The 19,486-nt window shown below is 58.3% G+C and carries 16 protein-coding genes; 7 read left to right on the top strand and 9 right to left on the bottom strand.

The window, feature by feature from the left end:
* Nucleotides 1-31: 31 nt before the first annotated feature.
* The 5 genes from GIW48_RS10095 to kdpF form a co-directional block, all read right to left on the bottom strand.
* Nucleotides 32-2,683, bottom strand: a complete 2,652-nt coding sequence (locus tag GIW48_RS10095; RefSeq protein WP_017136124.1) for a sensor histidine kinase — start codon at nucleotides 2,681-2,683, stop codon at nucleotides 32-34.
* Nucleotides 2,684-2,808: 125 nt separating this feature from the next.
* The gene (kdpC, locus tag GIW48_RS10100; protein ID WP_017136081.1) at nucleotides 2,809-3,354 is read right to left on the bottom strand and encodes a potassium-transporting ATPase subunit KdpC; all 546 of its coding nucleotides are present in this window, start codon (nucleotides 3,352-3,354) and stop codon (nucleotides 2,809-2,811) included.
* A gap of 75 nt (nucleotides 3,355-3,429) precedes the next feature.
* Nucleotides 3,430-5,487, bottom strand: coding sequence for a potassium-transporting ATPase subunit KdpB (kdpB, locus tag GIW48_RS10105; protein ID WP_236460662.1), 2,058 nt, complete (start codon nucleotides 5,485-5,487; stop codon nucleotides 3,430-3,432).
* A gap of 21 nt (nucleotides 5,488-5,508) precedes the next feature.
* On the bottom strand, nucleotides 5,509-7,209 hold the full coding sequence (gene kdpA / locus GIW48_RS10110) for a potassium-transporting ATPase subunit KdpA (RefSeq protein ID WP_236460663.1): 1,701 nt from the start codon (nucleotides 7,207-7,209) through the stop codon (nucleotides 5,509-5,511).
* Between the two features lie 9 nt (nucleotides 7,210-7,218).
* Nucleotides 7,219-7,308, bottom strand: coding sequence for a K(+)-transporting ATPase subunit F (gene kdpF / locus GIW48_RS10115; RefSeq protein ID WP_003218754.1), 90 nt, complete (start codon nucleotides 7,306-7,308; stop codon nucleotides 7,219-7,221).
* Between the two features lie 396 nt (nucleotides 7,309-7,704).
* Between kdpF and eat the strand changes: the two genes are divergently transcribed.
* Together eat and GIW48_RS10125 are read left to right on the top strand one after the other, a co-directional pair.
* Nucleotides 7,705-9,069: an ethanolamine permease gene (gene eat, locus GIW48_RS10120; RefSeq protein ID WP_236460664.1), complete on the top strand. Its 1,365-nt coding sequence runs from the start codon at nucleotides 7,705-7,707 to the stop codon at nucleotides 9,067-9,069.
* Nucleotides 9,070-9,180: 111 nt separating this feature from the next.
* Nucleotides 9,181-9,348, top strand: coding sequence for a DUF2897 family protein (locus tag GIW48_RS10125; RefSeq protein ID WP_017136085.1), 168 nt, complete (start codon nucleotides 9,181-9,183; stop codon nucleotides 9,346-9,348).
* A 6-nt stretch (nucleotides 9,349-9,354) separates the two neighbouring features.
* Here GIW48_RS10125 and GIW48_RS10130 read toward each other — a convergent pair whose 3' ends face one another.
* Entirely contained in the window at nucleotides 9,355-10,203 is an 849-nt protein-coding gene (locus GIW48_RS10130) for an urea carboxylase-associated family protein (RefSeq protein ID WP_169985679.1), read from the bottom strand.
* A gap of 15 nt (nucleotides 10,204-10,218) precedes the next feature.
* Complete coding sequence (locus GIW48_RS10135) at nucleotides 10,219-10,863, bottom strand: GntR family transcriptional regulator (RefSeq protein WP_170039027.1); 645 nt, start codon at nucleotides 10,861-10,863, stop codon at nucleotides 10,219-10,221.
* 133 nt (nucleotides 10,864-10,996) lie between these two features.
* Here GIW48_RS10135 and GIW48_RS10140 point away from each other — a divergent pair, with 133 nt between their 5' ends.
* Nucleotides 10,997-11,575: a TetR/AcrR family transcriptional regulator gene (locus GIW48_RS10140; protein WP_099549088.1), complete on the top strand. Its 579-nt coding sequence runs from the start codon at nucleotides 10,997-10,999 to the stop codon at nucleotides 11,573-11,575.
* A gap of 27 nt (nucleotides 11,576-11,602) precedes the next feature.
* Here the strand turns inward: GIW48_RS10140 and GIW48_RS10145 are convergent, their stop codons facing one another.
* Both GIW48_RS10145 and GIW48_RS10150 read right to left on the bottom strand, forming a co-directional pair.
* Nucleotides 11,603-11,935: a ComEA family DNA-binding protein gene (locus tag GIW48_RS10145; protein ID WP_017136089.1), complete on the bottom strand. Its 333-nt coding sequence runs from the start codon at nucleotides 11,933-11,935 to the stop codon at nucleotides 11,603-11,605.
* 111 nt (nucleotides 11,936-12,046) lie between these two features.
* Nucleotides 12,047-14,041, bottom strand: coding sequence for a polysaccharide biosynthesis protein (locus tag GIW48_RS10150; RefSeq protein ID WP_099549089.1), 1,995 nt, complete (start codon nucleotides 14,039-14,041; stop codon nucleotides 12,047-12,049).
* Nucleotides 14,042-15,230: 1,189 nt separating this feature from the next.
* Between GIW48_RS10150 and wecB the strand changes: the two genes are divergently transcribed.
* From wecB to GIW48_RS10170, 4 genes are all read left to right on the top strand, one after another.
* A complete protein-coding gene (wecB, locus tag GIW48_RS10155) occupies nucleotides 15,231-16,370 on the top strand; it encodes a non-hydrolyzing UDP-N-acetylglucosamine 2-epimerase (RefSeq protein ID WP_099549090.1) in 1,140 nt (379 codons plus the stop codon).
* Nucleotides 16,367-17,632, top strand: coding sequence for a UDP-N-acetyl-D-mannosamine dehydrogenase (gene wecC / locus GIW48_RS10160; RefSeq protein WP_099549091.1), 1,266 nt, complete (start codon nucleotides 16,367-16,369; stop codon nucleotides 17,630-17,632). The genes wecB and wecC overlap by 4 nt, the downstream gene beginning before the upstream one ends.
* A 136-nt stretch (nucleotides 17,633-17,768) precedes the next feature.
* On the top strand, nucleotides 17,769-19,013 hold the full coding sequence (locus tag GIW48_RS10165; protein ID WP_236460665.1) for a hypothetical protein: 1,245 nt from the start codon (nucleotides 17,769-17,771) through the stop codon (nucleotides 19,011-19,013).
* A gap of 2 nt (nucleotides 19,014-19,015) precedes the next feature.
* The gene (locus GIW48_RS10170) at nucleotides 19,016-19,477 is read left to right on the top strand and encodes a serine O-acetyltransferase (protein ID WP_026013606.1); all 462 of its coding nucleotides are present in this window, start codon (nucleotides 19,016-19,018) and stop codon (nucleotides 19,475-19,477) included.
* Nucleotides 19,478-19,486 lie beyond the last annotated feature (9 nt).

Raw genomic sequence — 19,486 nt, forward strand, 5'->3', positions numbered from 1 at the left:
CAATCAAAATCCGTGGAGAAAAGAGGGTAGCTCAAGGCTCGCGCTCCGGGCCAGGTTGCGTCGGTAACGGCAGGAACAAGCTGATGCAGGTGCCGCGCCCCTCTATACCATCCTCGACGCGGATATGCCCGCCGTGTGCGCCTACCATGCCCTGGCAGATCGCCAGGCCAAGGCCTGTGCCCTGCCCGCCGCGATCACCACGGGCGGCGGTGTAGAACATATCGAAAATCTTCGCACGCTCGTCCTCGGGAATCCCCGGCCCCTCGTCGGCCACCGAAAAAAACAGTTGCTCATCGGCCACGCCGGCACTCACCTGCAAACGGCCGTGGGGCGGTGAGAAACGCGCGGCGTTTTCCAGCACATTGACCAAGGCCTGCTCGATCAACGCGGCGTGTACATACAGCAACGGCAACTGCGCCGGCACGTCGGTGTGTACCTGCAACGGCGCCAGTACCGCGCGCAAGCGGCCCAGGGCGCTGCCGACGATATCACCCGGCGAGACCCAATCGCGCGCCAGCTTCAGGGCGCCGTGACCCAGGCGTGTCATGTCCAGCAGGTTCTGGATATAGCGGTCCAGGCGCTCGGCTTCATCGCGAGTGCCTTCAAGCAATTCGCGGCGGTCTTCCAGCGGGATGGCTTCACCGAGCGCCAGCAGGCTGTCGATGCTGCCGCGCATCGAGGTCAACGGCGTGCGCAAATCGTGGGACACCGAGGCCAGCAAGGCGCTGCGCAGTTGTTCGGTTTCGCCGTGCAGGCGCGCCGATTCCAGCTCCTGCGCCAGCTGTGCGCGCGCCAGAGCCTGGGCCAATGGCTGGCTCAATGCAGTGAGCAGGCGACGGCGTTGGCCGCTCAATTCCAGGCCGGGTTTGGGGCTGACGCCAAGCAAACCCAACGGCCCCTCCTCGCCCGACAGCGGCCACCACCACCAACGCCCAAACGGCAACGTGCCGGTGCCCATGCCAGCCGGTTGATCATGCTGCCAGGCCCAATCGGCGGCGGCGCGTTCGGCTTCGGTGAGGTTCAGCGCGGTGCCGGTTTCAACCTTCCAGCCGCCCTGGCCGTCGCGATTAAGCAGACACAGGTCCAGATCACTCCAGCCGTCCAGATGATGGGCCGCTGCACTGATCACCGCCTGACGGTCGGTGGCCGCAGTGAGCTTGCGCGACAGGTCGAGCAGTTCGCTGGTTTCTTCCTGGGTGTCGCGCAAGGCCTGCAACTGCCGACGCTGACGCGCCGCGAGGTTGCCGGTCAGCGCCGCCATCAGCAAGAAAAACAACAGGGTCAGCACGTCTTCTTCACGCTGGATGGCAAAGGAGAATTTCGGCGGGATAAACAGAAAGTCGTAGCTCAGGAACGACAGCGCCGCACACACCAGCGACGGTCCCAGGCTGCTGCGCACACCGACCAGCAGTACCGCAGCGAGAAACACCAATGAGATATTCGGCAGCGGCAACACACTGGCTACCGCCCAGGCCAGCGCCGCCGCGACGATGGTTGCAACCACCGCCAGGCCATAGTCGAACCACACCAGCCCGCGCACATCCGGCAGGCGTGGCGGCGCGGGCATGTCGTCGCTGTCGAGCACGTTGATCTCCAAACCCCGCGCATTGCGCAGCAAGCGTGCCGCCAAACCCCCTCCGAACAGCCTGCGCCGCCAGCGCATCCGCGACTGCCCCACGAGTAGCAGGCTGGCGCGGCGTTCGGCGGCATGCTGGATCAGCGTCTTGGCCACTTCGCCAGCGCGCAGCAACACCACTTCGCCGCCCAGCCGTTCAGCCAATTGCTGGGCGTTCTGCAGGCGCAGGCGCGATTGCTCGTCGTGCGCACGGCCGTTATCGATATGCACCATGCTCCACGGCAAATGCCGGCGCTGGGCCACGCGGCTGGCGTGACGTACCAGGCGTTCGGCCTGCGCATCACCGTCCACGCCCACCAGCAAACGCCCGCGCACCGCCGGGGCGGCCTGGCCGAGCTGGCGGTAGCCTTGGGCCAAATCGTCATCGACATGCGCAGCAGCGGTTTGCATGGCCAGCTCGCGCAGGGCCATCAGGTTGGTCTGGGTGAAGAATGCGTCGATGGCGGCGCGGGCCTGTTCCGGCACATACACCTTGCCGTCGCGCAGGCGCTCGAGCAGCTCGCGGGACGGCAGGTCGATCAGCAGCAGTTCGTCGGCCTCTTGCAGCACCCAGTCGGGCAAGGTTTCACGCACTTGCACGCCGGTGATGCCACGCACTTGATCGTTCAAGCTTTCCAGGTGCTGGACGTTGACCGTGGTGAACACGTTGATGCCGGCGGCGAGCAGTTCCTGGATGTCTTGCCAGCGTTTTTCATGGCGGCTGCCGGGGGCGTTGCTGTGGGCCAGCTCATCCACCAGCACCAGCTTGGGCTTGGCGGCGAGCAGGCCGTCGAGGTCCATTTCTTCGAGCATCACGCCACGGTATTCGCTGCGCAGCAAGGGTTGCTGCGGCAGGCCGCTGAGCAAGGCTTCGGTCTCGGCGCGGCCGTGGGTTTCAACCACGCCTGCGATCAGGCGCACACCCTGGCGCAGTTGAGTGTGGGCGGCCTGGAGCATGGCGTAGGTCTTGCCCACACCGGGCGCCGCACCGAGGAAGACTTTGAGCCGGCCACGGCCGTCCCGTGGCAGATCGGCTAACAGGGCATCGGCGCGGCCGGAGTCGCTCATGCTTTGGAGTTCCTTCAGGTGTTTATTTGGAATCCTTCAGGCCGTCATCGCGGGCAAGCCCGCTCCCATATTTGGAATGCATTTCCCTGTGGGAGCGGGCTTGCCCGCGATGACGGCACCACGGTTTACAACGTTTCCAGCGCCATGTTCAGCGCCAGCACATTCACCACCGGCGGCCCCACCAGCGGGCTTTCGATGTGCTCATCGAGCAAGCGCTGCAGTGTAGACACGGGCACATTTCGCGCCGCCGCCACTCGCGCCAGTTGATAGGCAATCGCCGCCGGAGGCAAGTGTGGATCAAGGCCGCTGCCGGAGGTAGTCAGGGAGGCCAAAGGCACCGGCCCCTGGCCTGGCACCAACTGTTTATTCGCGTCATCAAAAATACGCGTGGCCAATGCCGGGTTGCTTGGGGCCAGGTTGCTGGCGCTGCTGGAGACCGTCGCAAACGCGCCAGCCGATGGGCGTGGGTGGAACCAGCTGTCACCGGTAAAATCCTGGGCGATCAGGCTGGAGCCGCGCACTTTGCCCTCGGCGTCACGCACCAGGCTGCCGTTGGCCTGGTCGGGGAACGCAACTTGGGCGACACCGGTGACCACCAGCGGGTAGGCAACGCCGGTGATCAGGGTCATGAGGACCAGCAGGCTCAGGGCCGGGCGGATCATGTTAGTCATCTTGAAATCCTCAATAAATCGAGTAACCACTGTGGCGAGGGAGCTTGCACCCTCTCCACAAAAAGTGCGATCCAGTTACACCAGGTGCAGCGCGGTCAGGAGCATGTCGATCGCCTTGATGCCCACGAACGGCACCAAAAGCCCGCCCAACCCGTAGATCAGCAGGTTGCGGCGCAGCAACGCCGCCGCACTCGCCGCCTGTACGCGCACACCGCGCAGTGCCAGGGGAATCAACACCACGATAATCAGCGCGTTGAAGACGATCGCCGAGAGAATCGCGCTCTGCGGGCTCTGCAAATGCATCACGTTGAGCACGCCCAACTGCGGGTAGATCGAGGCAAACAGCGCCGGCAAAATCGCGAAGTATTTGGCCACGTCGTTGGCGATGGAAAAGGTCGTCAACGCACCGCGTGTCACCAGCAGTTCCTTGCCGATCTGCACCACATCCAGCAGCTTGGTCGGGTCGCTGTCGAGGTCGACCATGTTGGCCGCTTCGCGAGCGGCCTGGGTGCCGTCGTTCATCGCCATGCCGACGTCGGCCTGGGCCAGCGCCGGAGCGTCGTTGGCGCCGTCGCCGCACATCGCAACCAGGCGACCGTCGTTCTGCTCGTGACGAATGCGGGCGAGTTTCTTCTCTGGCGTGGCTTCGGCCAGCACGTCGTCCACGCCCGCTTCAGCGGCAATCGCGGCGGCGGTCAACGGGTTGTCGCCGGTGACCATCACGGTGCGAATCCCCAGTTTGCGCAGTTCGGCGAAGCGTTCGCGGATGCCGGGTTTAACCACGTCCTTGAGGTGGATCGCACCGAGCAGTTTGCCATCGGCGCATACCAGCAATGGCGTGCCGCCGCTCTGGGCGATCTTGTCGATTTCCCGCGAGAGTGCCGGCTGCAGGTCACGGCGTTGTTGGCCGATAAACGCCAGCAGTGAATCGACCGCGCCTTTGCGGAACACACGGCCTTGGTAGTCGACACCGGACAAGCGCGTTTCGGCACTGAACGGCACGGAGGTCAGCTCCTCCACGGTTGGCTCGGCCTGAGGGTGCAAAGCACGCAGGTATTCGACGATGGATTTGCCTTCCGCCGTGTCGTCCGCCAGGGACGCCAGCAACGCGCCTTCAGCCAGGTCGCGACCACTGACGCCAGGCGCTGCAATCACGGCTGCACAGCGACGGTTGCCGAAGGTGATGGTGCCGGTCTTGTCCAGCAGCAGCACATGCACGTCACCCGCCGCTTCCACCGCACGCCCGGATTTGGCGATGACGTTGAGGCGTACCAGGCGATCCATGCCGGCGATACCAATGGCCGATAACAGGCCGCCGATGGTGGTCGGAATCAGCGTCACCAGCAGCGCGACCAGGAACACCAGCGGCAAGCTGCCATTGGCGAAGTGGGCGAACGGCTGCAGGGTGACCACCACCAGCAGGAAGATCAGCGTGAGGCCGATCAGCAGGATATCCAGCGCCGCTTCATTCGGGGTTTTCTGGCGTTTGGCGCCTTCCACCAGGGCGATCATGCGGTCCAGCGTGGACTCGCCCGGGTTGACGGTGATGCGGATCAGCAACCAGTCCGACACCAGCCGCGTGTTGCCGGTGACGGCCGAACGGTCGCCGCCGGATTCACGGATAACCGGTGCGGATTCGCCAGTGATCGCCGCCTCGTTGACGGCCGCGATACCTTCGATGACCTCGCCGTCACCGGGGATCATCTCCCCGGCCGCGACGCGCACCACATCACCTTTGCGCAGGCTGGTGGCCGGCACGACCTTGAAGCTGCCGTCGGCCTCTTTGCGGCGAGCGCTCAGGCCTTCGCTGCCGGCTTTGAGGCTGTCGGCGCGGGCCTTGCCGCGACCTTCGGCCAAGGCTTCGGCAAAGTTGGCGAACAGCACGGTGAACCACAGCCACACGGCGATTTGTACCGCCACAAAGGTCGGCACCGCAGTGTCCGGCACAAAGCACAACACGGTGGTGAGGATGGCGGTCAACTCGACCACCAGCATCACCGGCGAGCGTTGCAGTTGGCGTGGGTCCAGCTTGACGAAAGCCTGGACCAGCGCCGGACGCCAAAGAGCGGAGATGGCGGTTTTGGCCGGTTCCTGAGAACTCACAGGGGCCGCATTTTTTGCAGGCATATTCATTTTCATATCCCCTCTAGCTCTTTATTTAGGAGCAGCCATGCTCAGGTGTTCAGCAATTGGGCCCAGTGCCAGCGTCGGCAGGAAAGTCAGGCCGCCCACCAGCAAAATGGTCACGGTCAACAGGGTCACGAACAGTGGGCCATGGGTCGGGAAGCTGTTCTGGCCAATCGGTGCGGTTTTCTTCATCGCCAGGCTGCCGGCAAGGGCCAGTACCGGGAGGATGTAGCCGAAGCGGCCGATCAACATACCCAGGCCCATCATCAGGTTGTGGAACGTGGTGTTGGCACTGAAGCCGCCGAACGCCGAGCCGTTGTTGGCACTGGCCGAGGTGTAGGCATACAACAATTGACTGAAACCGTGCGGGCCGGGGTTGCTGATGGCCCCCGCCGGACCCGGCAGGCTGGCGGCGATGGCGCCCAGTACCAGGGTGCCGATCGGCATCACCAGCAAAGTCACCACCAGCAATTGCACTTCCTTGGCCTGCAGCTTCTTGCCCAGGTATTCCGGGGTGCGGCCGATCATCAGGCCGGCGAGGAACACCGCGATCAACACGTTGAGCAACATGCCGTACATACCGGCGCCGACGCCGCCGAAGATCACTTCGCCGACCATCATGTTGACCAGCGCCACCATGCCGCTCAGGGGGTTGAGGCTGTCGTGCATACCGTTGACCGAACCATTGGACGCCGCTGTAGTGGTGACCGACCACAACACGGTGGCAGTGGTACCGAAGCGCACCTCTTTACCTTCCAGCGGCGCGGTTTGCTCAACAGCTGGGTTGTTCAGGGTGGGGTTGGGCTGGTATTCGGCCCACAGCGAGGTCGCGCCGCCGATCAGGAACAAGGCCAGCATACAACCGAGGATCGCCCGGCTCTGACGCAGGTCTTTCACGTAATGGCCGAAGGTGAACACCAGCGCCACCGGGATCAGGATGATCGCCGACAACTCGAACAGGTTGGCCCAGGCAGTCGGGTTCTCAAACGGGTGCGCCGAGTTGACACCGAAGAACCCGCCACCGTTGGTGCCCAACTGCTTGATCGCAATCTGGCTGGCTGCCGGGCCGAGTGGGATCACTTGGTCCACGCCCTGCATCGTCACGGCATTCACATAGTGAGCGAAGGTTTGCGGCACGCCCTGCCACACCAGGAACAACGCGAACACCAGGCACAACGGCAGCAGGCCGTAGAGGGTGGCGCGGGTCATGTCGACCCAGAAGTTGCCCAGGGTCTTGGTGGATTTACGCCCGATACCACGGCACAACGCGACCAGCACAGCCAGGCCAGTGGCGGCGCTGACGAAGTTCTGCACGGTGAGACCGATCATCTGGCTGAGATAGCTCAGCGAGGCTTCACCGCTGTAGTTCTGCCAGTTGGTGTTGGTCATGAAACTGACCGCCGTGTTGAAGGCCAGCGTCCATTCCTGACCCGGCAATTTCTGCGGGTTCAGTGGGAGATATTCCTGGAACAACAACACGGTAAACAGCAACACAAAACCGGCCAGGTTGAACGCCAGCAGTGCCAGCGTGTACTTCTGCCAGCTCTGTTCCTGGTGCTCGTCCACGCCGGACAGGCGATAACAGGCGCGCTCGACAGGGCCGAGCACGGGCGAGAGCCAGGTGCGCTGGCCTTCCATCACCTTGTAGTAGAACCGCCCCAGGAACGGTGCCGGCACCAGCACCACGGCAAAGAAGGCGATGATCAGCCAATAGTCATAACTGTGCATAGCCTGCTCCTAGTTCCGATCCGCGCGTAACAGCGCAACCAGCAGATAAATGAACAGCGCCACGGCCAATAGCAGTGACACCCCGTCCAGAACGCTCATGGAAGTCTCTCCGTTTTGCGGCGATTGCCGCGTGTGGGGCAATTGTCGGCAGGAGTGGCGTAAAGGAACGAGAGCGAGGGTATGGGCGGGGCGTAAAGACGGCGTAAAGAGTGGGTTTATGCGGGGTTTACAGGGGGATTTTCAGCGCCTGGGCGGGCCTCATCGCGGGCATGCCCCGCTCCCACCATTGAAATGCATTCCCTGTGGGAGCCGGGCTTGCCCGCGATGGCGTCGGTGAGGCCACCACCGCACCCATCTGGTGCGACGCCGAAAAAATTCAAACGCCAAACCGTCCCCATGGCGACAGTTCGGCGCCTTTACGACATGAGTTCGCGCAATGGCATGGCCGCTGCAACACCCAGTAATCATTCCAACCCGTTCAGGGAGCGCCACACGATGAACACACAACTCAAACCCACCTTGGGCACCCTGCATTTATGGGGCATTGCCGTCGGGCTGGTGATTTCCGGCGAATACTTTGGCTGGAGCTATGGCTGGGGCGTGGCCGGCACGCTGGGCTTTTTGGTGACCTCGTTGATGGTCGCCGCCATGTACACCTGCTTTATATTCAGTTTCACCGAACTGACCACCGCGATTCCTCACGCGGGCGGGCCGTTCGCCTACAGCCGTCGCGCCTTTGGCGAGAAAGGCGGTTTGATCGCGGGCCTGGCGACCTTGATCGAATTTGTCTTCGCACCACCCGCGATTGCCTTGGCCATCGGCGCTTACCTGAACGTGCAGTTCCCGGCACTCGATCCGAAACACGCGGCTGTGGGGGCCTACATCGTGTTCATGGGCCTGAATATCCTGGGGGTGAAGCTCGCCGCGACCTTTGAACTGGTGGTGTGCGTGCTCGCCGTCGCTGAATTGCTGGTGTTCATGGGCGTGGTCGCGCCGGCGTTCAGCTTCAGCAACTTTGCCCTGAACGGCTGGGCGGGTTCCGACACCTTTGGCGCACCGGCCATTGCCGGGATGTTTGCGGCCATTCCTTTCGCCATCTGGTTCTTCCTCGCCATCGAGGGCGCAGCCATGGCAGCTGAAGAGGCGAAAGATCCCAAGCGCACTATTCCAAAAGCCTACATCAGCGGCATCCTGACCTTGGTGATCCTGGCCATGGGCGTGATGTTCTTCGCCGGTGGCGTGGGCGACTGGCGTACCCTGTCGAACATCAACGACCCGCTGCCGCAGGCGATGAAAAGTGTGGTGGGCACCGGCTCCGGCTGGCTGCACATGCTGGTGTGGATTGGTCTGTTTGGCTTGGTGGCAAGCTTTCACGGCATCATCCTCGGCTATTCGCGGCAGTTCTTTGCCCTGGCCCGTGCTGGTTACTTGCCGTCGTTCCTGGCCAAACTGTCGCGCTTTCAAACACCGCACCGGGCCATTATCGCCGGCGGTGTGGTCGGTATCGCCGCGATCTACAGCGACGGCCTGATCAACCTGGGTGGCATGACGCTGACCGCAGCGATGATCACCATGGCGGTGTTCGGCGCCATTGTGATGTACATCATGAGCATGCTCAGCCTGTTCAAGCTGCGTAAGACCGAACCGCTGCTGGAACGCACATTCCGCGCACCGGGCTATCCGATCGTGCCGGCTATTGCGCTGGTATTGGCGCTGGTGTGCCTGGTGGCCATGGCCTGGTTCAATGCGCTGATCGGCTTGATATTCCTGGGCTTTATGCTGGCGGGGTTCATCTACTTCCAGCTGACCGCCCAAGACCGTGCCGACGCACCGGCTGATGCGATGTTGACCGGGCGCTAAGGTTAACGAGGCGGAACAGGCCTACAATGAACTACTCAGAACGCCTGTTACTCAAAGCCGTTATTAGCGTGGGAACATCCTCCGACGCTGGTCCGCCTCAAGGAGAGCCTTATGCCGTGGTATGCGTGGTTGATTTTAGTGGTAGCGATCGGGTCGATCGTCGGTGGGCTGCTGATGCTGCGTGACAGCGCCAACAAGGTGGAACTCACCGACGAACAACGCAAACGCGTGGTCGAGCGCAACGCCCAGGCGGACGCCAAGGATGCGCAGGACCGCTGAAGCAGGTTATTCCCAGGCTGCCTTGGCAATATGCAAGCCGTGCTGCCCCTTGTAGGCAGCACGCTCAGGCTGGCTCCAGCCGTTGAGCAACTCCGCCTCCAAGCGATAGATCTCTACGCCCAGCGGGCGGCACACGGTCAATGGGTCTTGTGCGTCCGGCCCCCACATCGGTAGCGACAAGTCCCCACCCGGGCACGTCGACAATGCGCAGAGCAAATCAATCTCTGCAAAAAACTCCAGGTAATCGCCCTTCTGCGCCGGGCAGGCTTTCATGAAGTACATGTCGTCATGATTAAGACCGGTGCACTGGAAAATATTCAGCACATCGTGCACGTCAAATTCGGTCAGGCCATGGGGCAAAACGGCGCGGGTCAAGTTGGAATGGCAATGGTGGTGGAAGTCTTCGCCGGTAAGCATGCGGTTCACATACGGGTCACAGCGAGTGCCGAGCAAATCGTGCAGGCGCCCACCGTGTTCATCGATGCCATAGCCCGCCAGGCTGTCATCGGTGATGGTTACCAAGGGGCGCAGAAACGGCAGGTTCGACCATAGCCGGTCATGGGTACTGACATGGGCGCCCTGCAACTGCCGCGTGCGTGCCGCCCATAGGCGTTCGCGCGGGTCATTGGCGTTCCACACGTTGAAATCGCCGACCTGTGGCCCTACCGGCGTTGTCACGCGAAACACATGCCCGGCCGGCACTTTCCACGCCCTGCCCGTGCGAATCGGCACTTCGAACTGCTCGATCAATGTGCGTTTACCCGCCTGGTCGCGAATACGTGCGTAGAAGGCCTTGTCCACTTGCAGCGCCGAGCCTTTGCTGACCTGATAGGCAGCCGGATAATCTTTGTACATGGGTGCAATCCTCCATCAAGGGTAATCAAACAGCGCCAGGGACAGGCGTTCAGAATCGTGCAGATAGAGGCTCATCGCCTCCTGCGCAGCTGGTTTATTGCCCTGCGCCAGCAAGGTGTAGATCTCACGATCACGCTCCAGCCAGGGCGACTGAAAACGTTGTTCATCGGGCGCCGCACAAAACACCAGGCGCAACTGAGCAATCACTTGGGCGAAAAACTCATCGAATAAAGGGCTGCGCATCAACCCGACAATGTGCTGGTGGAACACCAGGCTATGAGTGGCAACGGCGCGCCAATCTTCGCGCTCTCGCGCCAGCGTGGTGGCGTCGATGGCATTTTGCATACGCACGTCGTGGTCGCCCGTCAGCGTGCCACTCTGGGCGATGGCCTGCAGCTCAAGGGTACGGCGGACCACAAACAGGTCACGCACGTCGTCGCGCGCCACACGCCGGACCATCACGCCCTTGTTGCGCACATAACGGGTGAGCCCCTCCTGCCCCAAACGGTGTAACGCTTCGCGAATGGTATTGCGCGAGGCGTTGTAGCGCTTGACCAGGTCCACTTCGACCAGCGCCACACCTGGCAGCAGCCGCCCACTCATGATGTCGGCGCGCAGTTCAAGGGCAATCTGATCGGCTAGAGACAAGCTGAGCGTCATCATGGCACCTCGATTGTTGAACAATTCATGCAACGGATGTAATCACTTTTCATGCCAAGCCCGCTGAATGCCGTCTCTATGGGTAAACAGGTTCGACTCCGCTAAAATGCGCACTCGTTCTCGAGGCCGTCCTATGCGTTATTCAACAGACCACAAAGCCCAGACTCACCAACGCATCATCAAGGAAGCCTCCGTACGATTTCGCCGCGATGGTATTGGCGCCACCGGCCTGCAGCCCTTGATGAAAGCGTTGAACCTGACACACGGCGGGTTCTACGCGCATTTCAAGTCCAAGGATGAACTGGTGGACAAAGCCCTTCTGGCCGCCGCCGCAGAGCTGGATGCCCATTGCGCAATGTTGTTCAGCCAGAAACGGCCGCTGGATGCGTTCATCGACAGCTACCTTTCGCAATGGCACCAGACCTCGCCGGGTGAAGGCTGCCCGCTGCCCACGATGTCGTCGGAGCTGGGCCTGCGAGGGCAGCATAGTCCGGTAACGGATGCGGTACTTGAAGCCAGGTTGACGCAGATCGACTCAGCATTGGAGCACCCAAAGGGGGAACACGAGAGCCTGGTACTGATGTCGACATTGGTGGGCGCATTGGTGTTGGCCAGAAGCGTCGAAAACCCGGAACTGGCAGCCCATATCATGGAAGTGGTACGCGGGTGTTTGAAAGAACAGGTCTCGGACAAACAGAAGGCCGGTCAATGACCGGCCTCTTGCCCAGGATTTACACCCTTAGTTGATTGCCAGCCTGTCGCGGTTTTTCTCCAGCAACGCCTTACCGATGCCTTTGACTTCCAGCAACTCGTCTACCGCCGTGAAAGGCCCGTTGCTGTCGCGATAGGCGATAATCGCCTTGGCCTTGGCGGCGCCAATACCGAACAGGTCGCGGCGCAGGACTTCAGCGTCGGCGGTGTTGAGATTGACCTTGGTGGATTGCTCGACGTTAGCCATCTGGGCCGTGATAGGCGCCGGGGCTTCGGGTTTGATGGAGGGGGCTGCGGTGGTTGCTACGGAGAGGCTGGTGAGGACTGCAAAGATCAGGGAAGAGATATAGGCGTTTTGCATTGGTGACACTCCATGACATCGGTAGAAGAAAAGCAGCTTTCCAAAAGCTGCTTTTCTAACTTAGGCGATGTGGGGAGAGAGTCAAAAACGGGTGAGTAACAGGGTGTTAACTCACGGCTCCAAACGGCGCTGCTGGTAGATCCAATCGACGATTTCGCCGTCGGGCGAGTAGCCACTGACTGTCTCGCGCAGGATCTGACGCACACGGGTGTAGTCGTCCTCACTCACCGCGCCGAGCAATTCGCTCAGTTTGCTTTTGAGTACGTCCCACGCCAGGTGATCCTCGTTGGCGCTCATAATCATCGGGTGCTGGGTAGCGACGACGTTGTTGCCGATCAGCAACTCCTCGTAAAGCTTTTCGCCTGGCCGCAATCCGGTGAACTCAATCGCGATATCCCCGAGAGGGTTTTTATCCGTGCGTACACTCAGCCCGGATAAATGAATCATCTTTTCCGCAAGCTCTACAATTTTTACGGGCTCACCCATGTCCAGAACGAACACGTCCCCCCCCTGCCCCATGGAACCGGCCTGGATCACCAGTTGGGCCGCTTCGGGGATGGTCATGAAATAACGCGTAATTTTTGGGTGTGTGACGGTCAATGGACCGCCTGCCTTGATCTGCCGGTGAAAAAGCGGAATCACTGAGCCGGAAGAACCCAGTACATTGCCGAACCTGACCATCGTGAAGCGCGTTTTGTTTACGCGGGCCACGCCAGACTTGTCGCCAAACATCACCGGCGCTTTTTCAACGCTGAGGGCTTGCAGGGCTAATTCTGCAAGGCGCTTGGTACTCCCCATCACATTAGTGGGGCGAACAGCCTTGTCGGTGGAAATCAGCACAAAGTTCACCACACCGGCCTTCAAGGCTGCCTGGGCGGTATTCAAAGTACCAATGATGTTATTCAAGACACCTTCGGCAATGTTGTGTTCGACAATCGGCACATGCTTGTACGCAGCCGCATGATAAACCGTGTCGACGTGCCAGCTCTTCATAACATCAAGTAATTTATTCTCGTCGCGTACCGAACCCAGAATGGGCAATAACTTAATGGGCATTGACTCATGCGCAACGCGGTGTTCAAGTTCGGACAGGATACTGTAGAGGTTAAATTCGCTGTGTTCGAACAAGAGTAAGGTCTTGGGTTTCTGCGTCAAAATCTGCCGGCATAGCTCAGACCCGATCGACCCCCCTGCTCCCGTGACCAAGACCGACTGGCCAACGATACAACGTGCAAGCAGGTCTTCCTGGGCTGGCACTGCATCACGCCCCAGCAAGTCGGCAATATCGACTTCCTGAATATCGTCGACCTTGACGCGGCCACTGGCCAGGTCCATAAAATCCGGAACACTGCGCACATGCAGCGGAAAACGCTCCAAGTTCGAGAGAATCTCACGCCTGCGCCCGCGGCCCGCCGAAGGCACTGCGAGCAATATCTGCTGAGCGCCTGTTGTGTCGATCATCTGCTGAATATGCTTGGGCTTGAACACCTGCAGCCCAGAGATGACACGACCTGCGATACTCCCGTCGTCATCGATAAAGGCGACCGGCCGCATGACACGCCCCATGCGCAACGCAGCAACCAATTGATTACCCGCCGAGCCGGCTCCGTAAATGGCAACTTTCGTCAAGCCATCATCACGATTGGTAAAGGGAACATGCTGTGCTGCAGAGAACCAATCCCCCATGAAGTACTGGCGCATCGCTAGTCTCAACCCGCCTACGGTAACCAGGCACAACCACCAATAATTGAAAATAACCGAGCGTGGAACAACGTATTGATGGTTGCTGTAAAGATAGACAGCCAAGCCAAGAATAAGTGAAGAAAGGCTCACCGCCTTGATAATAGTAATAAGTGCATCGTTACCAAAGTAACGCATGACGGCGCGGTACATGCCAAAGCGAACAAACAGGGGAATGGCAATAACCGGAGCGCTCACGAACAGCCATAAGTATCGCTGGATCGGTTGTTCCATCTCGGCAATTCCAAGCCGTACGACGAAGGCCAACCATAATGAAATCCACACCAGTACAATATCAACAAGCACCTGAAGAATGCGCTTGTGGCGGCGCGGCAGATTTAATAAAAAAACTCTCATCTTATCCATGCCCCTCTCCAACACTTTTCCACGCTCCTAGAATCAAAACCCTGCCCGCGAATAGACGAAAATAGCGATCCACAATGAATAACCCGCACTGAACAAAAATCGTACAGACGTGGCAACTGCATGAAAATCTCCTTTCAGAAAAATCGCACTCCTTTGACGACCTTTCCTTGGGTTAATAACCCCTATTCTGTACAGAAAATACCACGGTGGTACTCGACACCTACAGTAAACACCATAGATGGGATGATACCCTTGTTGTGTCGGAAATCCTTTGAAATCCTTTCTCAGCCCCAAAAAAAACCAGGACGGGTAGGCACTGACCCCTACGAAACCGCGGGGTTCGAGCGCTCACGAACAAAAAATGGCGAACACCTGACAAGCTGCTAGGCTTGGCCCGAGACGTTGAGTTGCAGCCGTATCATTAGCTAGCACAGCAACAGTATCGTATAGCAAAATGTAACAAAAATGGTCACCCTTAAAACAATACGAGAGAGGCTGATGCCACCGTCGATGTTCATTAATGGTATAGCTGGACTCTAAGTCCCTTAATCTAGAACGTCCCGCGAATGCCCTTTTAGAGCCAGTCGAACAGCTGTTCCATTCCAATCTTGGAAAAAACACGCCTAAAGAGGCTATACTCCGCAACGCGTTCACCTGCGCCGCTACAGCGGAAAGCGCTGTAGGAAAAATCTGTAAGCATCCGCCGCGACAAAATAATGACCGGATCACCCGCACTTGACGGTTGACTTTAATCATAGAGATGCTAATCCGCGATCATGTTTTAACGAAACTAACCAGCCCCAATGCAAGCCAATTTTTGCCTTGGAGCCGAATGGGAGGGATACTTTAGAGTATGCGCACTACTTGCTGAGTGATCATCGCAGGTGTACATACGCACTGCCAAACGGGACGAAAGGAGGACGCCCGAGAATTTTCACTAGACCCAGGCAAATGGCTTGGAATTCGCACGAACCTCAACTCACGGGCCTGCAACTGCCTGCGATTGGAATTCCAAAAAATAACGCATGCACAACTATCAGATGTCATGTTTCCACTATCTGATTGTGCTGTCCCGCGGCCCTGCGCCCTGGCATAGCGTGTGCAAAAACGTATCACAACTGACGGCACCCTAATCCGCGGATTATGACGTAAGCGTGCATTGATTTTTACTTTAAGTAGCGGTGTTGCGATGACTTTAAGAACCCTGTGTGTATTCGGCACACGACCTGAAGCAATCAAAATGGCTCCCTTGGCGTTGAGCCTTGCAGCAGATGAGCGCTTCACTGCCAAGGTCTGCGTGACTGGACAGCACCGAGAAATGCTCGACCAAGTGCTCAGTCTCTTTGAAATCAAGCCTGATTTCGATTTGAACATCATGAAGTCCGGCCAGGATCTGACCGATGTCACGAGTGCCATCTTGCAGGGAATGAAAACTGTCTTCGCAACCTTCAAACCGGATATTGTCCTGGTCCATGGCGACACAGCGACGACGTTCGCCACCACATTGGCCGCTTACTATCACCAAATTCCTGTGGCTCACGTCGAAGCCGGCCTGCGCACCGGAAACCTCTATTCTCCGTGGCCTGAAGAGGCAAACCGCAAGCTGACTGGCGCTCTTGCGGCATTGCACTTCGCACCCACTGAAACGTCCAGGCAGAATTTGCTGAGAGAGGGGGTCGCAAGCCAAAGCGTCCATGTGACCGGCAACACTGTCATTGACGCGTTGCTGGATGTGGTGGGCCGAATCAAGACCCGTCCGGCCCTGCAACAGCAATTTCACCAGCAGTTCTCGTTTCTGGGCGATTGCCAGCGAGTGATCCTGGTCACGGGTCATCGCCGCGAAAGTTTCGGCGGTGGCTTTGAGAATATCTGCCAGGCCTTGATCAATACGGCCCTGGAGTTCCCCGATGTCGAGATTGTGTACCCCGTTCACCTGAATCCGAATGTACGCGAGCCAGTCAATCGCCTGCTCAGCGACATCCAGAATATCCATCTGATCGAACCCCTGGATTATCTGCCCTTTGTGTATTTGATGGATCGCTCTTATCTAATTTTGAGTGATTCAGGTGGCATTCAGGAAGAGGCCCCCTCTTTAGGTAAACCTGTGCTGGTGATGCGTGACACCACAGAGCGTCCAGAGGCGGTTGACGCGGGCACAGTCAAACTTGTCGGGACTGAAATTGAGGCCATTACCTCTAACTTGAGAGTCTTGCTGACTGATGTTGAAGCCTATGGCCAGATGAGCTTCGCTCACAACCCCTATGGTGACGGAAAAGCATCCGCACGAATTCTCGATGTACTTTCACGAATTAAAAAGGCTAATTCATGAGCTTTGAAACTGTTTCTGTAGTCGGCCTCGGCTATATAGGGCTTCCGACGGCAGCTGTTTTCGCTGCACGTAAGAAAAAAGTCATTGGCGTCGACGTCAACCCGAACACAGTTGCAACCATCAACCGCGGCGAAATCCATATTATCGAACCGGATCTGGATATCGTCGTACGGGCCGCCGTTACCGAAGGCTATTTGCGGGCAACTCTAACCGCAGAGCCGGCCGATGCCTTCCTGATTGCCGTCCCGACACCGTTCAAGGGCGATCACGAACCCGATCTTTCCTACATCGAATCAGCCAGCCGAGCCATTGCTCCCGTCCTGAAAAAGGGTGACTTGGTCGTGCTGGAATCAACCTCCCCAGTCGGGGCTACCGAGCAAATGTCTGCCTGGCTGGCAGAAGCCCGTCCGGACCTGACATTTCCGCAAACCCATGGCGCAGAGTCGGACATCCGCATAGCGCATTGCCCCGAGCGCGTGCTGCCGGGTCACGTACTGCGGGAGTTGATCGAAAACGATCGCATCATCGGCGGGCTTACCAGCAAATGTTCAGAAGCAGCGCGGTCTCTGTATAAAACATTCGTTGAGGGTGAATGCATCATCACCGACGCCCGCACCGCCGAAATGTGCAAACTCACAGAGAACAGCTTTCGCGACGTGAATATCGCGTTTGCCAATGAACTGTCGATGATCTGCGACGAACTCAACATCAATGTATGGGAGCTGATCCGCCTTGCGAATCACCACCCTCGCGTTAATATCCTGCAACCTGGCCCCGGTGTGGGCGGTCACTGCATCGCTGTCGACCCCTGGTTCATTGTCAGCAAAACGCCCGCCCTGGCACGCCTGATCCGCACCGCAAGGGAAGTGAATGACAGCAAGCCAAAGTGGGTATTGGAGCAGGTTCAACTGGCTATCGGTCAATTCCTGCAGGAACACCCGTCGAAAACCGCCAAGGACGTTACGGTTGCCTGCCTCGGGCTGGCCTTCAAGCCGGACATCGACGACTTGCGTGAAAGTCCATCCTTAGAGATCACCGCACACATTGCCCAGTCCCATCCCGGTACTGTTCTGGCGATTGAACCGAATATCGCGCACCTGCCGGCTCGCCTTGAAGGTATTGCAACCCTGAGCGGAATCGATCAGGCGCTGTCATCTGCGCACGTGATTGTCCTGCTGGTCGATCACAGCGTATTCAAGAAAATCCCGGGCGCACGCCTGTCCTCGCTCAAAGTCATCGACACACGCGGTGTGTGGGCTTGAAAAAAGCTTGATGAATACCGCTTGGAAATCGACGCAAGCCGTTAGTATTGCGTCGGTTTCCGAGCACCGAGCTGGGCACGTTTGTTAAATGATCATGCAATTGCATTTGTCATGATGAGGTTCAAGAGGTTCTGGCATGGTCAATTTATTGATCCAGGTGCTGACACTGATAAGTGGCCTGGTTGTTAACTTTGTGATTCCCGGACTTTACGGCTTGGAAGCGTACGGCGCATTCATCAAGGCCAACGTGCTGGTATTTTTATTTCAAAAACTGTTGGATATCGTCAATGAGCAGCTGATTGCCACCGTGGAGGCCGAGTACATTCTGGTGACTTCATTATTTATGGCCGTACTGATTTTTGTACTGTTCAGCGCTGTGAACCTGATTGACCACATTGGCAACCCACTCCTGCTTGGGGTGATGCTTTTGAGCTCGGCATGCCTGTTATCGCTGTTCGGGCTACGCCTGCAATGCTGGATCGTGGCCTACCTGGTGCTATTTCTTGGCGTGTTTTTCACGCTCCTGTTTATCAGCTACCAACAAATAGTCTCGCTGACTATCGTCGACATACTGATTCTGACCAACTTGATTCCGTGCGCGTTTGCGGTAGCGGTGCTGTTTTTCAAAGGTGCGAAACTGCCCGTCGGCAAACAGCTGCTGCAGACCTGCCAAGGTGTGCTGCTGTTATTACCCAGAATGATATCCATCACCCTGGTGTTCAATCTGTTCACCAACATCTTGCCCTTCATTCTTTCCAAGAGCCTGCCCGTGCGCGACCTTGGATTGTTCAGGGTCATCGTCTCGATCATTCAATCCGCTACCAGCCTGTTCCCCATCAACGTCAGGGCAGTGTTTGTCGCCTTCGTCTCGGGCGGGCAACGCCAAGCGCAATATAGAATCATCACGTCGATCGCTATTTTCTACTTCGCGTTGGTAGGCTTATCGGGGTACGCAGCGGTTTGGCTGTTCCCTCAGTACTCGAACTATCTGGTGATGCTGCCCTGCCTGCCAGTGCTGTACTGGGCAGTGGTGACAGAGCGCTATCTGGTCGCCTCCGGCCTGCACCGTAAAGTCATCGTGGCAAACCTTGTCATTGCCCCACTGGCCATAACGAGCATGATTCTGTTTGTCAAAGACTTGAACCAGGCACAGTTGTTCTACGCTATCGGGTTCTCGGCCTACTTGTTGTTCCTGCACATAAGCTGCCGTCCAGGCATTCGCTTGCCGGTAGTTTTTTGGGTCGCCTTACTCTCTCCCCTGACTATCTTTTTGACACACATCAGCCTGGTCTGGGCCGTGCTGTATATGTGCTCGCTCATGATCATTGCAGTGGGAGCACTCCAGCTTCGACCCGCTGATCTTCGCACGCTGAGGTTTTAACCGTGAACGCAGTAAAACTTTATCGAGTTGGAAACTGGCTGCACCGGCGTCGAGTGCCGTTATTACCAGGCCTTGTTCGAAATGTGATTTTCCTACTGTTCAACTCTTACATTCCAATTACCGCAACGATCGGAAGGGGCACGATATTCGCCTATGGCGCGATCGGCGTTGTACTGCACGCAAATGCCAAGGTTGGCGACGGCTGTGTGCTGGGCCAAGGCATCACCATCGGCGCCGCTGAGGGTTATGTCACCAGCGAGATCAATCGCTGCCCCGTCATCGGTGACAACTGCTACATAGGGGCCGGGGCAAAGATCATTGGCGATATCGTCATCGGCAATAACTGTCAAATTGGCGCTTCAGCGGTCGTATTGAAAGACGTGCCTGATAATTCAATCGTTGTGGGAATACCCGCAAAAGTGATTGGACAAACAGCCAGCGACTATAAAGCCATACGCCCTTGAACAATGGAG

Source organism: Pseudomonas sp. PA-6-3C, from assembly GCF_021605825.1.
GTDB classification, from domain to species: domain Bacteria; phylum Pseudomonadota; class Gammaproteobacteria; order Pseudomonadales; family Pseudomonadaceae; genus Aquipseudomonas; species Aquipseudomonas edaphica.

Bases quoted from the DNA above. Each gene is read 5' to 3' on its own strand.
- kdpF (WP_003218754.1), bottom strand. From the start codon at position 7,308: ATGAGCGTTCTGGACGGGGTGTCACTGCTATTGGCCGTGGCGCTGTTC.
- GIW48_RS10135 (WP_170039027.1), bottom strand. From the start codon at position 10,863: ATGACGCTCAGCTTGTCTCTAGCCGATCAGATTGCCCTTGAACTGCGC.
- GIW48_RS10140 (WP_099549088.1), top strand. From the start codon at position 10,997: ATGCGTTATTCAACAGACCACAAAGCCCAGACTCACCAACGCATCATC.
- GIW48_RS10150 (WP_099549089.1), bottom strand. From the start codon at position 14,041: ATGGATAAGATGAGAGTTTTTTTATTAAATCTGCCGCGCCGCCACAAG.
- wecB (WP_099549090.1), top strand. From the start codon at position 15,231: ATGACTTTAAGAACCCTGTGTGTATTCGGCACACGACCTGAAGCAATC.
- eat (WP_236460664.1), top strand. From the start codon at position 7,705: ATGAACACACAACTCAAACCCACCTTGGGCACCCTGCATTTATGGGGC.
- kdpA (WP_236460663.1), bottom strand. From the start codon at position 7,209: ATGCACAGTTATGACTATTGGCTGATCATCGCCTTCTTTGCCGTGGTG.
- kdpC (WP_017136081.1), bottom strand. From the start codon at position 3,354: ATGACTAACATGATCCGCCCGGCCCTGAGCCTGCTGGTCCTCATGACC.
- kdpB (WP_236460662.1), bottom strand. From the start codon at position 5,487: ATGAATATGCCTGCAAAAAATGCGGCCCCTGTGAGTTCTCAGGAACCG.
- wecC (WP_099549091.1), top strand. From the start codon at position 16,367: ATGAGCTTTGAAACTGTTTCTGTAGTCGGCCTCGGCTATATAGGGCTT.
- GIW48_RS10165 (WP_236460665.1), top strand. From the start codon at position 17,769: ATGGTCAATTTATTGATCCAGGTGCTGACACTGATAAGTGGCCTGGTT.
- GIW48_RS10130 (WP_169985679.1), bottom strand. From the start codon at position 10,203: ATGTACAAAGATTATCCGGCTGCCTATCAGGTCAGCAAAGGCTCGGCG.
- GIW48_RS10125 (WP_017136085.1), top strand. From the start codon at position 9,181: ATGCCGTGGTATGCGTGGTTGATTTTAGTGGTAGCGATCGGGTCGATC.
- GIW48_RS10145 (WP_017136089.1), bottom strand. From the start codon at position 11,935: ATGCAAAACGCCTATATCTCTTCCCTGATCTTTGCAGTCCTCACCAGC.
- GIW48_RS10095 (WP_017136124.1), bottom strand. From the start codon at position 2,683: ATGAGCGACTCCGGCCGCGCCGATGCCCTGTTAGCCGATCTGCCACGG.